The organism is Paraburkholderia sp. BCC1876, from assembly GCF_902833695.1.
GTDB lineage: Bacteria > Pseudomonadota > Gammaproteobacteria > Burkholderiales > Burkholderiaceae > Paraburkholderia.
In genome coordinates this window covers 1,245,674-1,260,404 of the sequence record NZ_CADFGI010000001.1, presented here as the reverse complement: position 1 = coordinate 1,260,404, position 14,731 = coordinate 1,245,674, and the positions used below count along the sequence as shown (strand labels likewise).

Below are 14,731 nucleotides of genomic sequence, written 5' to 3'. Positions count from 1 at the left end.
GAGTTACCGGGGCTTGGCGTTTTGGCCCGTTGCTGTGGGCGCGGGGGCGACACTCGCAGGCTGCGATGGCGGAACGGGTGGCGGCTGCGGCGCTACGGGGACGGGAGCCGCCGCAGGCGCTATGACAGGCGCTATCGCAGCCGTAGCGCCCACCGCCACCGCTCCTTGCCCCTGACCCGCCGGCGCCGCCGCTTCCCTCGGCCGCGACTTATCGCCCGCCTCCGCGATCACGCGATGCACGAAGCGCAGCTTGTCCACCACGGGCGCGGCGAGCGTGAACGGATAGCCGTCCGCCATCCCCAGACTGCGGTTCAGGCTGTTCAGCGCGTAGGTGAGCGGAAACCAGCGCTTCATCAGATTCTCGAAACTCGCGTCCTCCACCGGCGTGCGGTCGGTCAGCGTCGGCTCGCTCGGATCGTCGGGCAGCAGCGCGACGCCGTATGACGTCGACGTATCCAGCACGTCGACGATCAGCATGTAATGCGCCCACGTCTCCGCCCAGTCTTCCCACGGATGCATCGTCGCGTACGCGCTGATATGCGACGCCTGCCAGTCGGCCGGCGCGCCGTCGCGATAGTAGGCCGTCAGCGCTTCGCCATAGTCGACGCTCTCATCGCCGAACAGCTTGCGGAACGGTTCGAGCCAGCGCGGGTTGTTCTGCACCAGCTGGCTGAAATAGTAATGACCGGTCTCATGGCGGAAGTGCCCGAGCAGCGTCCGGTACGGCTCGCCCATCGCGCTGCGCACTTTCTCGCGATACGCGTCGTCCGCTTCGGCGATATTCAGCGTGATCAGTCCGTTGTCGTGGCCGGTCATGACCTGCTCGCCGTCGCCGCCGTCTTCGAGGAATTCGAACGCGAGGCCATGCTCCGGGTCCATCTGCCGCGACTTCACATCCAGACCGAGCGCCGCCAGCGTGTACAGCAGGCGCCGCTTGGCCATTTCCAGCCGATACCAGTAGAGCCGGTTGTCCGGCGCGCTCAGGTTCGGAATGGTCCGCGTCAACTGGCAGGCGCGGCACAGCGTGTCGGGCGAGTCGGCGGGAATCATCCAGTTGCAGACGTTTTCGACTGCGTAGTTGTGGCACTGGCGGAACAGCGCGCCTTGCAGATCCGGATGCAGACTGCGCCAGCGTCCTTCGCCGGCGTCTTCGAAGGCGCTGATTTCCGCGACCTCGGGTACATAGCCGAGCAACGACTCGCACCGTTCGCAACGCACGTTTTCATAAAAGACGAGATGCGAGCAGTGATTGCAGTGGAACGTTTTCATCGATGGAGCCTGAGAAGTGGAGAGCGGATCACGGGCGGATCACGAGCGACGACTCGCCGCAATCTTTATGCCGCAATTGCCAGACGTCACTGGTTTAACGCACATTACGTGCATGATCGTGCATCGGCGTTGCGCCGCTTTGGTGCGCGGCGTTGCAGAAGGCGGTAGAAAGGCGCGCTAATCGAGCGACCGGACGCTCGACAGACGCGGCACACTTCGCAGCAGGCGGTGTTCCGGGGGTTGCAGGCTATTTACGCGGATTTTCGCGCTTGTTCCATAAACGGCATGAAGCTTGCTTTTTGGCGGGCTGCCATCCTTCGTCCAGGAGTCCGGTGTGTCCATACGCGTCGCGTTGCATCATGTCACACATTACCGCTACGACAGGCTGGTTGCGCTGTCGCCCCAGGTCGTGCGTCTCAGGCCTGCGCCGCATTGCCGTACCCCGATCCTCGCGTATTCCATGCGGATCGAGCCGGCCGACCACTTCATCAACTGGCAGCAGGACGCGTTCGCCAACTATCAGGCGCGACTCGTCTTTCCGGAGAAGACCCGCGAGTTCAAGGTGACCGTGGATCTGATCGCCGAAATGGCCGTCTACAACCCGTTCGACTTCTTTCTCGAACCGTCGGCCGAGCAATTCCCGTTCGACTACGACCCCGGCCTCGCGCTGGAACTCGCGCCCTATCGCGTCAAACGGCCGATGACGCCGCGTTTCGCCGAGTTCGTCGCGAGTATCGACCGCACGCCGGCCGTCACCGCCGACTTCCTCGTCGCGCTGAATCAACGGTTGCAACACGAAATCCGCTACCTGATCCGGATGGAGCCCGGCGTGCAAACGCCCGAGGAGACGCTCACGAGCGCCGCGGGCTCGTGCCGCGATTCGGGCTGGCTGCTGGTCGAGACCTTGCGGCAACTGGGGCTGGCGGCGCGTTTCGTGTCCGGCTATCTGCTGCAACTCGCGCCGGACATTAAATCGATCGACGGCCCAAGCGGCGCCGAGGTCGACTTCACCGACCTGCACGCGTGGTGCGAGGTGTACCTGCCCGGCGCGGGCTGGATCGGCCTCGACCCGACCTCCGGCCTGCTGGCCGGCGAAGGGCACATTCCGGTCGCCTGCACGCCGGAACCGGGCAGCGCGGCGCCGATCTCCGGCGCGGTCGACGAGTCCGAGGTCGAGTTCGAGCACACCATGTCGATCGAGCGGGTGCTGGAAACGCCGCGCGTCACCAAGCCGTACAGCGAAGAGGTGTGGGCCGACGTGCTGACCATGGGCGCCGAGGTCGACCGTCAACTCGAGGAGATGGACGTACGCCTGACCATGGGCGGCGAGCCGACCTTCGTGTCGGTGCGCGACCGCGACGCCGATGAATGGAACACCGACGCGCTCGGACCCACCAAACGCGGCTACGCCGTCGCGCTGATGGAGAAGCTGCGCGCGCGTTACGGCGCGAATGGCTTCCTGCATATCGGCCAGGGCAAGTGGTATCCGGGCGAACAACTGCCGCGCTGGGCCATGTCGCTTTACTGGCGCGCCGACGGCGAGCCGTGCTGGCAGGATCCGTCGCTGTTCGGCGACGAACGCGAGCCCGGCAACTACACCGCCGCCGACGCGCAACGCTTCCTCGCGCATCTCGCGACCCGGCTCGACCTCGACACGGATTGCATCCAACCCGGTTTCGAAGACGTCTGGTACTACCTGTGGCGCGAACGCCGTCTGCCGGTCAACGTCGATCCACTCGATGCGCGCCTCGACGACGAACTCGAGCGCGTGCGCCTGCGCCGCGTGTTTGACGCGGGTCTGAGCGGCGCGACCGGCTTCGTGTTGCCGCTCGGCCGCGAACGTGACGTGCCGCATGAAGCGCCGAAGTGGGTCAGCGGCCGCTGGTTCTTCCGCGACGAGCGCATGTTCCTGATTCCCGGCGATTCGCCGATGGGCTACCGCCTGCCGCTCGACGCCTTGCCGTGGGTGTCGAAGACCGACTACCCGTACCAGCACGCGCACGATCCGTTCGCACCGCCCGTGCCGTTGCGTTCGGCCACGCAGTTGCGGATGCAGTACGACGGCGAGCAGCGCACCCTGAGCCCTGCTGAAGCGCGGCGGGTGGCGGCGTTGTCGTCGTCGGCAGCGGATTTGCTGAGCGGCATGCCAGGCAGCGGCGTGCTGGCGTTCGCGCCGCAGACCGGTGGCGAGCAGCCGCCGGCGCGCGGCGTGTCGTCGAAGGAAACGTTGCGCACGGCGATTTGCGTCGAAGCGCGTGACCCGAAACGGGCCGCGGGTCCGAAAGCCGAGACCGACGCGTTCGGCAGCGGCCGCACCTTGCTGCATGTGTTCATGCCGCCGCTCACCGAGCTCGACGATTATCTCGACCTGCTGGCCGCGATCGAAGCGACCGCCGCCGAGCTGCAAATGAAGGTCGTGCTCGAAGGCTATCCGCCGCCGCGCGACGCGCGTCTGAAGGTCCTGCAGGTCACGCCGGACCCCGGCGTGATCGAGGTGAACATTCATCCGGCGTCGAACTGGGATCAACTGGTCGACCACACCGAGTATCTGTATCAGTCCGCCGCCGAGAGCTATCTCAGCAGCGAGAAGTTCATGACCGACGGCCGCCACACCGGCACCGGCGGCGGCAATCACTTCGTCCTCGGCGGCGCGACGCCCGCCGACAGTCCGTTCCTGCGGCGTCCCGATCTGCTCGCGAGTCTGATTGCGTACTGGCACAACCATCCGTCGCTGTCGTATCTGTTCTCCGGGCTGTTCATCGGACCGACCAGCCAGGCGCCGCGGATCGACGAAGCGCGCAACGATCAGGTCTATGAACTCGAAGTCGCGTTCCGCGAATTGCAACGGCAGATCGATCTGCTCGGCGGGCGCGAGAGCGCCAATCTGCCGGCGTGGATGATCGACCGTTCGCTGCGCAATATCCTGATCGACGTGACCGGCAACACGCACCGCGCCGAGTTCTGCATCGACAAGCTGTATTCGCCGGACGGCCCGACCGGCCGCCTCGGTCTGCTCGAATTGCGCGGCTTCGAAATGCCGCCGCACGCGCGCATGAGCCTGGTGCAGCAGTTGTTGCTGCGCGCGCTGGTGGCGCGTTTCTGGCACACGCCGTACACGCAGCGGCTCACGCGGTGGGGGACCGAACTGCACGATCGCTTCCTGCTCGGCACCTTCGCCAAGATGGATTTCGACGACGTGATCGGCGAACTGAACGAGGCGGGCTTCGCGTTCGACAGTAGCTGGTTCGACCCGCACTTCGAATTTCGCTTCCCGCTGGTCGGCGCGACCACGGTGAATGGCGTCTCGCTGACCATTCGCAATGCGCTCGAACCGTGGCACGTGATGGGCGAAGAAGGCTCGCCGGGCGGCACGGTACGCTATGTGGATTCGTCGGTGGAGCGGCTCGAAGTGCGCGCGCTGGGGCTGAACGACAACCGTCATGTGCTGACCGTGAACGGCGTGCCGGTGCCGTTGCAGCCAACCGGCCGCGTCAGCGAGTATGTGGCCGGCGTGCGCTTTCGCGCGTGGTCGCAACCGTCGGCGCTGCATCCCACCATCGGCGTGGATGCGCCGCTTACTTTCGATCTGGTCGACACATGGACCGGCCGTTCGGTGGGCGGTTGCCAGTATCATGTGGCCCATCCGGGCGGGCGCAGCTACGAGACCTTCCCGGTCAATGCTTACGAGGCGGAAAGCCGGCGGCGCTCGCGCTATCTGGCGTCGGGCCACACGCCGGGGCCGCTCACGGTCGACATGCCACAGCGCAGCCTGGAGTTTCCGTTCACGCTGGACCTGCGCTACTGGTAACCACGCAGCACACTCTTAAAACGATACGACTTTGGCCTTTCAATCGACTTTTCCCTTCGAGACGTCCGCGGCGCGCGCGGACGCTTCGTCCTTGTTGCGCCTGCTGCCGGCTTACGAGGGACATTGGGACGAGTTACGCGACGCCTCGGGCGCCCTGCGCGAACCGTGGCGGCAGTTCTTCCAGCGGCTCGGCGAAGACGGCATCGCGCGGCTGGACGATCATCGCGCGTCGATCGCGCAGCAGATCCGCGACAACGACATCAGCTACAACGTCTACGCGGATAACGGCGAGTCCCGGCCCTGGGCGCTCGACCTGCTGCCGTTCCTGATCAGCGAAGAAGAGTGGACGCATATCGAGCAGGGCGTGACGCAGCGCGCGCATCTGCTCAATGCGATCGTCGCGGATATTTATGGGCCGCAGACCCTGCTGGAGCGTGGCCAATTGCCGCCCGCGCTGGTGTTCGGGCATCCGGGTTATCTGCGTTCGGTGAAGGGCTATACGCCGCCTGGCGGCCAATATCTGCAGGTCGTCGCGGTCGATCTGGCGCGCACGCCCGGCGGCGACTGGACCGTGATGGCGCATCGCACCGAGGCGCCGTCCGGCCTCGGTTACGCGCTCGAAAACCGGCTGATCGTGTCGACGCTGTTCGCCGACCCGTTCCGCACGATGCGCGTGAGCCGCCTCGCGCCGACCTATTCGCAACTGATCGCGACGCTCGTTCAGGCTGCACAGGCGACCATGCTGCACGACGGCGAAGGCGCCGAAACGTCGGCGCATATCGCGTTGCTCACGCCGGGACCGTTCAGCGAAACCTATTTCGAGCACGTGTTTCTGGCGCGCTATCTCGGCGTCACGCTGGTCGAGGGTAAAGACCTGACCGTGCGCGACGACAAGCTGTATCTGAAAACCCTCGGCGGTCTCGAACGGGTGCACGTGGTGCTGCGCCGTCTCGACGACGCGTTCTGCGATCCGGTCGAACTGCGCGCCGATTCGAGCATCGGTGTGCCGGGTCTGTTGCAGGTGATGCGCGCGGGCAATGTGATCGTCTCGAACGTGCCGGGCTCGGGCTTTGTCGAGTCGCCGGCGTTGCACGGTTTTCTGCCGGGTATCGCCGAAGTGCTGCTCGACGAAGACCTCCTGCTGCCGAGCGTGCCGACCTGGTGGTGCGGCGAGAAGGCGGCGCGCGAGCACGCCTTCTCGCGGCTCGACGAGGCGTTTATCGTGCCGACGTGGCCGGTCGGCGCGCGCGATGCGCCGCCGGGCATCGAGCAGGGCAGGCAGAAACTGTCCTCGTGGCGCGCGCGTATCGAAGCGATGCCCGACACCTACACGATCCAGCAGGCGCAGCGGTTTTCCAGCACGCCGCGTTACGAGGACGGCACGATCGGCCGCCGTCCTTCGGTGCTGCGCGTCTATGCGATCGCCGACGTCAACGGCGGCTGGCATGTGATGCCGGGCGGCTTCACGCGCATGGCCGCCGAACGCCAGACGACCGTGTCGATGCAGTACGGCGGCAGCAGCGTCGACACGTGGGTGCTGTCGAGCCAGCCGACCTCGACGTTCACGCTGTTGCCTTCGCCGATGCAACCCGCCGATCTCGCGCGCAAGCATCGCACCGTGTCGAGCCGCGCGGCGGAAAATCTTTTCTGGGCCGGACGCTATGGCGAGCGCGTTGAAAACAACGTGCGGCTGTTGCGGCTGATTCTCGGCTCGCTGGAAGGCAACGACGCCGACGCGATGTTTCCGACTCTGGTCGAACTCGCGCTGCACTGTGGGCTCGTGCAGGCCGGCGACATGGCTTCGCCGCATTCGCCGCAAGCGTTCGAACGCGCGCTGGTCGCGAATCTGAGTGAGAGCACCGGGGTAGCGAGCATCGGCCAGAATCTGGCTCGCCAGGCGCGCTCGAATGGCGAAGTGCGGGGGCGACTGTCCAACGATCACTGGCGCACGATTCTCGCCGCGCGCAATGACTTCCGCGATGCCTTGCAGACGTTGATGCCGGGGGCGGCGCAGGCGCAGACCTCGATGCAATCGCAGTCGCAGTCGCAGAGCGCGGGTGAATCGCAAACCCAGAGCAACGGCAGTCGCAACGGCGGCGCGATGAGCGCGAACGGCCGCGCCGAACGCCTCGATCGCTACGACCGCGTCACGTTGATGACCGCGCTCGAACGTCTGTCGGTGCAGTTGTCGGCCATCAGCGGCGCGCAAGGCGACCGCATGACGCGCGACGAAGCCTGGCGTTTGCTGTTCGTCGGCCGCCATATCGAGCGGGTCTCGGCAATGACCTCGCTCCTGCGCGTGGTCGCCGATAAAGGCCAACTCGCCACGCCCGCCGGCTTCGATCTGCTGCTGCAACTGTTCGACAGCACGCTGACCTACCGCTCGCTGTATCCCGGCCGTTTCGAAGTGCCGGCCCTGCTTGATCTGCTGGTTAGCGAGCCGACCAATCCGCGCGGCATCTACGGCGTCTACGCGCGTCTGCGTAAAAAGCTCGATGAGATCGCCGTCGCGGCGGGCAGCGTGCGGCATCGTCCGTTCGCGGAATTGATGCCGCCCGCCGTGTCGTTGCCGTCGCTCGAAGCGCTGTGCACCGTCGACGAAAACGGCGTGCATAGCGACCTCATTGCGGTGTGCGATCAGATCGGCGGCTTTGTCGGCGCCGCCGCCCATGAAATCAGCGCGCGTTACTTCAGTCACGCGAGCACCGTCGCCTCGCAGGTGTGGTCATGAAGAGCGCACCGACCGTGCTGTCCGTCTCGCATCGCACCACGTACCACTATTCCACGTACGTGGAGACCGCCCAGCATCTCGCGACGATCCGGCCGATCGCGTGCGCGTGGCAGCGCGTGGTGTCGCACAGCGAAAAGATCGAACCGGAACCGTCGTATCTGAACAGCCGTCTCGACGCGTTCGGCAACGACGTGCTGTATTTCGCGCTCGACGCGCCGCACGAACGCCTGCAACTCGTCAGCGAAACCACGGTGGCGCTGACACCGCGCTGGACCGATCTCGACCCGGACACCACGCCCGCCTGGGACGAGGTGGCGAGGGCGCTGCGGTTTAGCGTCGGCGGCCAGTTCCGGCCTGAAGTGGAGTTCTGTTTCGCGTCGCCGAATATCGTGCCGCGGCCGTCGTTGCGCGCGTATGCGTTGCCGAGTTTTCCGCCCGGTATGCCGCTCGCCGAAGGCGCGATCGACCTGATGCATCGCATTCACGACGACTTCGATTACAAGCCCTCGGCGACGATGTTCGATACGCCCGCCGAACGCGCGTTCGAATTGAAGAGCGGCGTGTGTCAGGACTTCGCGCAGGTGATGATCGGCTGTTTGCGTTCGCTGGGTCTGCCGGCGCGTTACGTGAGCGGCTATCTGCGTAACGACCCGCCGCCGGGGCAGCCGCGTTTGATCGGCGCGGATGCGTCGCATGCGTGGGTGTCGGTGCATTGTCCCGGCAGCGGCTGGATCGACCTCGATCCGACCAACGACGTGCTGGCCGATATGGATCACGTGACGCTCGCCATTGGCCGCGATTACAGCGACGTGTCGTTGCTGCGCGGCATGATTCTCGGCGGCGGCGCGCATCGCGTGGAAGTGGGGGTGACGGTGCTCGCACTCTAGTGTGCCGCTGTAGTGCTTTCGCTTGAGCGCTTCCCGTTTTACCACTGCATTTAAGCCGTTTTCTGTCAGACGAATCGTCTCCACGTGCCGCGCATTTCTCCGCGGCACGCTCAATTTCGCCCACTCGGGGAAATCCCTTGCCCCTCATTCCCATTCAATGGGAATCCCATTTTTGAAATCCGAGAACGTTCTGGCATTCTGGTTCCGTGATTGATTGCGGGTGGTGTCGACGTGAACGCGGAACAGAATGTGACAGGTGCAGAACGGGTTTTGCTGGTGCTGGCGGCGCTCGCCAGTCATGGCAAAGCCATGTCGGTCAAAGATTTGCTGGCCGTGACCGGCCTTGCGCAAAGCACCTTGTATCGGCAAATCGCGCTGCTCAAGCGCTGGGGTTTCGTCGCGGAAAACGCGGGGCATTACGCGCCCGGCCCGATCAGCCTGCAACTCGCGCTCGGCTTCGACGTCAATTCGCTGCTCGTGGAAGCGAGCCGTAGCGAGATGCAGCAACTGGCGCGCGCGTCGCAGGAAAGCATCGGGCTGGTGGTCGCTGTCAAACATCAGGTGATGTGCCTCGAAATGGTCGACAGTCAGCATTCGCTGCGCTGCTCGTTCGAAAAAGGCCGCGCCGTGCCGCTCAAAGCGGGCGCGTCGGCGAAATCGCTGCTGGCCTTCATGGCCGACAAAGCGCGCAACGAAATACTCGATAGCGCGTTCGACAACGACCCCGCCGGCCGCGCCGCGATCGAAGCCGAACTCGAACAGATTCGCGCCCAGGGCTACGCCGTCAGCGACAGCGAAGTCGATCCCGGCGTGTGGGGCGTGAGCGCCCCGATCTTTCATCGCAGCGGGCGCGGCGTCGGTAGCAGCGCGTCGATCACCTTGATGGCGCCGTCCACGCGCGCCACGGGTCGCGAAAGCCAATTCATCGACGGGACGCTACGTACGGCCCGCGCCATTTCCGAGCACATGCAAACCGATTGATCGCTTCATGCCGTTCGCGGCTGCATCTCGATCCGGATTCCGAACGAACTGAAGAACTTGATGGACCACAAGGAGCCTACCCCATGAAACTGCAACGACTGCTGTCCCTCGCCTGTGTCACGGTTGCCGTGACTTTTGCGGGCTTCTCCGGCGCCGCGTCGGCACAATCGGCGGACGTGCTGAACGTCGCCACCGACGCCACCTTCCCGCCGATGGAATTCACCGAGAACGGTGCGCGAACCGGCTTCGACGTCGACATCATGAACGCGCTCGCCAAGGCCATGGGCAAGCGCGTGCAATGGACCGACATCGACTTTAAAGGGCTGATTCCCGGCCTGATCGCGCATCGCTTCGACGCGGCGATTTCCGGCATCTATATCACCGACGAACGCGCGAAAGTGGTCGACTTCACCGATTCGTACTACGCGGGCGGCCTCGTCGCGCTGGTGAAAAACGATTCGCCGGTCAAATCCGTGGCCGATCTGAACGGCAAGAAAGTGTCGGTCCAGGTGGGCACGAAGTCGGTGAACTTCCTGCGCGACAACTACCCGCAGATCAATCGCGTCGAAGTCGAAAAGAATCAGGAAATGTTCGACCTCGTGGGCATTGGCCGTGCCGACGCCGCCGTGACCGGCAAGCCGGCCGCGTATCAGTTCGCGAAGACGCGCGGCGGTTTCCGCGTGCTCGACAAGCAACTGACCACCGAAGCCTACGGCATTGCCGTGCGCAAGGACGAGCCGGAACTGAAGACCGCGTTCAACACCGCGCTCGCGAAGATCAAGGCCGATGGCACTTATGCGGCGATCGTCAAGAAGTGGTTCGGCGCGAGCGCGCAATAAACGGCTGAGTAAATAACATGGCACTCGATTTTTCGCCGGTGATTGCCGGCTTGCCGGACATCATGCATGGCGCGCTGGTGACGGTGGAAGTCACCGCCGCCTCGCTCGCGTTGAGCTGCGTGCTGGGCCTGTTGATCGGTATCGGCCGGCTCACGCCGCAGCGGCGCGTGGTGTACGGGCTTTGCACCGCGTATCTGACGTTCTTCCGCGGCACGCCGTTGCTCGTGCAACTGTTTCTGCTGTTCTTCGGCTTGCCGCAATTCGGCATTCTGCTGCCGGCGTTTGTGTGCGGCATGCTCGGGCTCGGCTTGTATTCGGCGGCCTATGTGTCGGAGATCGTGCGCGGCGCGATTCAGTCGGTGGATCGCGGGCAGATGGAAGCCGCGCGCTCGATCGGCATGTCGTCGGGACAGGCCATGCGCGCGATCATTTTGCCGCAGGCCATCGTGCGGATGATCCCGCCGCTCGGCAACGAGTTCATCGCGCTGATCAAGAACTCGGCGCTGGTGTCGCTGTTGACGATCGACGATCTGATGCATGAAGGCCAGAAGATCATCAGCGTGTCGTACCGCTCGCTCGAGGTGTATCTGGCGATCGCGCTGGTTTATCTGGTGTTGACGCAGGCGACCAACTACGCGCTGCATCGCGTCGAGCGCCGTCTGCGCGCAGGAGGGATGGTGCAATGAATACCGTGAATACCGTGGCTCAGGAGACGGGGCCTATCGTCAGCATTCGTGGGCTGACCAAATCGTTCGGCTCGCATACGGTGCTCAACGGCATCGACTTCGAAATTCAGCCGCAACAGGTTGTCGTGGTGATCGGGCCGAGCGGTTCGGGCAAGAGCACATTCTTGCGCTGCTGCAACGGCCTCGAACAGGCCGAAGGCGGCACGATCGATATCTGCGGGCATCGGCTGGTCGAGCAGGGCGCGATGCTCAAGGAGCGCTCGCTGAACGCGCTGCGCACTGAAGTCGGCATGGTGTTTCAGTCGTTCAATCTGTTTCCGCATCTGTCGGTGCTGCACAACATTACCGTGGGGCCGCGTATGTTGCGCGGCGCGAGCAAGGCCGAAGCCGAAGCGGCCGCCATGGCTTTGCTGGAGAAAGTCGGGCTCGCGCACAAGGCGAACGTGATGCCGGCGAGTCTGTCGGGCGGTCAGAAGCAACGGGTGGCGATTGCGCGTGCGCTGGCCATGCAGCCGCGTGTGATGCTGTTCGACGAGCCGACTTCGGCACTCGATCCGGAACTGGTCGGCGAAGTGCTGCAAGTGATGAAACTGCTCGCGAGCGAAGGCATGACGATGGTCGTCGTCACGCATGAAATGGGTTTTGCCAAGGAAGTGGCCGACGTGGTGGTCGTGATGGACGGCGGCGTGATCGTCGAAGCGGGACCGCCCGCGGAAATTTTCTCGGCGCCTTCGCAGCCGCGTACGCGGGCCTTCCTGCAGGCGGTGTTGTCGCGCGCATGAGAGTTCCATTCGACGACAAGGTGTGGGCCGGCCGTTCCGACGACGGCGAGCCCGGCGACACGCGGCGCGTTTTCAACCAGGTGGTGCCGTTCGGCGACGCTCGGCAGGTTGATCGCGAGATGCCGGTGATTGTCGGCTTCGGTTCCGACGAAGGCGTGCGCCGCAATCAGGGCCGCACGGGCGCGGCGCACGCGCCGAAGGAATTACGGCGTGCGCTGGCGGGTTTGCCGGCGAAGGTGGCGCTGGCATCGCTCGCCGATGCGGGTGACGTGGTGTGCGACGACGGTGACCTGGAAGGCGCGCAGGTTGAATTGGCGCAGGTGGTTAGCGATGTGCTGGCGCGTGGTGGCCGGCCGCTGGTGTTTGGCGGTGGACATGAAGTCGCGTGGGGCACGTATAGCGGATTGCGCTTGCATCAGGCGCGCGAGGCTGTCGAAAGCGCTACCTCTCACGCGTCGCGCAAGCTGCTGATCGTCAACTTCGACGCGCATTTCGATCTGCGCCAGAAGCGTCCGGCGAATTCCGGCACGCCGTTCGACCAGATCGCCGACGACTGCGCCGAACGTGGCGTGCCGTTTAACTACGTCTGCTTCGGCATTAGCGATCTGGGCAATACCGCGTCGCTGTTCGCGCATGCGGAGCAACTCGGCGTGCGCTACGTGCTCGACGTCGACATGCAGGACGTGCATCTGCCGCAGCGCCTGCAGGATCTCCAAACCTTGCTCGACGCGGCGGACGACGTTTATCTGACCATCGACCTCGACGTGTTGCCGGCGGGTATCGCGCCCGGCGTGTCGGCGCCGGCCGCGCTGGGTGTGCCGTTGTCCGTGGTCGAAGCGATGGTGCAGCGCGTGCGGGCGTCCGGCAAGCTGCGCGCGGCGGATATCGCGGAGTACAACCCGTCGCTCGATCAGGACAAGCGGACGGCGAGGGTTGCCGCACGCCTGGCGTATCGCTTGCTGTAGTTTGAGCGTGGCGCCACGCCGCAGACGTGGCACACATAAAAAACGGCTCGCTGGCGTAATCCAGCGAGCCGTTTTTACATTCCACTCACCGCACGCTTATTCCACGAACGCCCCGATCGACAGGAACGGATTCACCTTGCCGATGTTGTTCGCGGGATCGTTGGTGGTGAACGTCGGGTTGATCCCGTTCATCAGCAGACCGTACACCGGCCCGACCTGGACCATCACGCCGGTGTCGCCCGCCTGGTAGAGCGCGGTGCTGCCGGACATCAACGGCTTGGTCGCCGTCACGTTGACGATACCCGGTTGCGTCTGCGTGAAATCGAGCGAGAAGTTGCTCGATGCCGCGGACGTGAACGGATTCAGCAACGCCGCCGACGGACTCTGGAACAAGGTCGCGCCGTAATTCACGCCCGGGTTGAACGACGCGCTGCCGTCGGTGCAGGTTCCCGACGCGGCATAGACCGGCTGTCCGTTGACGTAGATCGGGTTCGGACTTTGACCGATGGTGGTCACCAGGCCGCATGCCGACGCGCTATTCGCGCCGATATAGCCGCCCTTCAACGCCGTTTGGGCAATCTTCGTGGCGGGCGCCAGCAGCGAGATGCCGAGCTGATCGTCGAGCGCGTTGTTCAGAATGCCGAGCGGGTCGTTATCCGTATGGGCGTAGCCGACGCGAATCATCACCGGCACGAGCTGGTTGTTCACCTTGCCGACGATCATGATGCCGTGCGCCAGACTCGGCGCGAACAGCAGTTGCAGCACGCCCACGCCGGCTGCCGGATAAGCCAGACCGTTGGCGCGGCTGACGAAAACGTTGTCCGGCGAGCCGTCGGCATTGGTGCGCACCGTCCATGGCGTGCCGGTCAGGACGCACGAATTCGGCGATGAGTCGGGTGTACAGGTGCCGTCCGCGTTGAGCGTCTCGCTGGCCTGAACGGCTTGCGGCGCCCAGCCGGTCGTTGTCAGACCGTCCGTGCCCTGGGCCGGGTTGCCCTCGGGGCTCATGCGGAACCCGACTTCGTTATAGGCACCGGCCACCTGGGTGAAGTCGGTGATCGTCTGGCTGAAACCGAGGAACGGATACGAGTCGAACGTGCGCTGCGGCACGACGCCGATCGGGAAACCGAGCGACGTGACGCCGGAGAACTGGATCGTCGCGCCCGGAATCCCGCCGCCGATAATGCCCTCGCCGACGAACAGCATCGGCGGATCCTGCGGATTGATGGTGACGCTGTAGGTGCCGTCTGCGGTCGTGCCGTTCTTCAGCACGATCGCGCAGCGGTTCTGTTCGGCGGTCGGCAGGGCGAACGAGCCGGTCGGATTGTCGTAGTCGCCGGTGATCGTCAGGCCCGCGCGCGTGACGTTGACCTGGCCGACCGAGATCGGCACGGCGGATTCGACGAAGGTCATCTGATACTTCTTCGTCGCCGAATTGAATTGCATCTTGATGTACTCGCCGCTGCCCGAGCCGCCTGTGTAGGTGGTCGAATAGTCGAGCGCATCGGGGCACAGCTTGGCCGCGACGACCGGCGTGCCGGGCGGCTGGCCTTGCGCCCCGCAGGAGGCGCCCGAACATTGCGGCACGGAGACGGCGCCCGGCGCATCCGTTTTGCCGGAACCGCCGCAAGCGGCCAGCAGCACGGATAGCGCGAACGCGCCCGTCAGTGCGCCTGTCGGTATTGAAGCAGATGAGCCTGCCCACAGTTTGAACGCCATTGTTTTGTCTCCTCGTCAAGCGTCGTTCGTTATTAATGCGCGCGATTAAATGAGTCGCGCGGAT

General features: G+C 64.7%; 10 protein-coding genes. 8 read left to right on the top strand and 2 right to left on the bottom strand.

Annotated elements, in window-relative coordinates:
- Positions 1-3: 3 nt before the first annotated feature.
- Positions 4-1,269, bottom strand: a complete 1,266-nt coding sequence (locus HWY05_RS05470; RefSeq protein WP_244146497.1) for a putative zinc-binding metallopeptidase — start codon at positions 1,267-1,269, stop codon at positions 4-6.
- 334 nt (positions 1,270-1,603) lie between these two features.
- On the opposite strand from HWY05_RS05470, the gene HWY05_RS05465 reads away from it, so the two are divergent.
- The 8 genes from HWY05_RS05465 (at position 1,604) to hutG (ending at position 12,948) form a co-directional block, all read left to right on the top strand.
- On the top strand, positions 1,604-5,077 hold the full coding sequence (locus HWY05_RS05465; RefSeq protein WP_035559289.1) for a transglutaminase family protein: 3,474 nt from the start codon (positions 1,604-1,606) through the stop codon (positions 5,075-5,077).
- 31 nt (positions 5,078-5,108) lie between these two features.
- Entirely contained in the window at positions 5,109-7,808 is a 2,700-nt protein-coding gene (locus tag HWY05_RS05460) for a circularly permuted type 2 ATP-grasp protein (protein ID WP_176057622.1), read from the top strand.
- Positions 7,805-8,695, top strand: a complete 891-nt coding sequence (locus tag HWY05_RS05455; RefSeq protein ID WP_035559283.1) for a transglutaminase family protein — start codon at positions 7,805-7,807, stop codon at positions 8,693-8,695. Before HWY05_RS05460 ends, HWY05_RS05455 begins: the two co-directional genes overlap by 4 nt.
- A gap of 231 nt (positions 8,696-8,926) precedes the next feature.
- On the top strand, positions 8,927-9,676 hold the full coding sequence (locus HWY05_RS05450; RefSeq protein ID WP_035563721.1) for an IclR family transcriptional regulator: 750 nt from the start codon (positions 8,927-8,929) through the stop codon (positions 9,674-9,676).
- An 83-nt stretch (positions 9,677-9,759) separates the two neighbouring features.
- Positions 9,760-10,515, top strand: a complete 756-nt coding sequence (locus tag HWY05_RS05445; protein ID WP_035559280.1) for a transporter substrate-binding domain-containing protein — start codon at positions 9,760-9,762, stop codon at positions 10,513-10,515.
- 17 nt (positions 10,516-10,532) lie between these two features.
- Complete coding sequence (locus tag HWY05_RS05440) at positions 10,533-11,201, top strand: amino acid ABC transporter permease (protein ID WP_035559277.1); 669 nt, start codon at positions 10,533-10,535, stop codon at positions 11,199-11,201.
- On the top strand, positions 11,198-11,983 hold the full coding sequence (locus HWY05_RS05435; protein ID WP_279614092.1) for an amino acid ABC transporter ATP-binding protein: 786 nt from the start codon (positions 11,198-11,200) through the stop codon (positions 11,981-11,983). Before HWY05_RS05440 ends, HWY05_RS05435 begins: the two co-directional genes overlap by 4 nt.
- Positions 11,980-12,948, top strand: coding sequence for a formimidoylglutamase (gene hutG / locus HWY05_RS05430; RefSeq protein WP_035559274.1), 969 nt, complete (start codon positions 11,980-11,982; stop codon positions 12,946-12,948). The genes HWY05_RS05435 and hutG overlap by 4 nt, the downstream gene beginning before the upstream one ends.
- 96 nt (positions 12,949-13,044) lie before the next feature.
- Here the strand turns inward: hutG and HWY05_RS05425 are convergent, their stop codons facing one another.
- A complete protein-coding gene (locus HWY05_RS05425) occupies positions 13,045-14,667 on the bottom strand; it encodes a DUF2957 domain-containing protein (protein WP_081936268.1) in 1,623 nt (540 codons plus the stop codon).
- Positions 14,668-14,731: the final 64 nt, after the last annotated feature.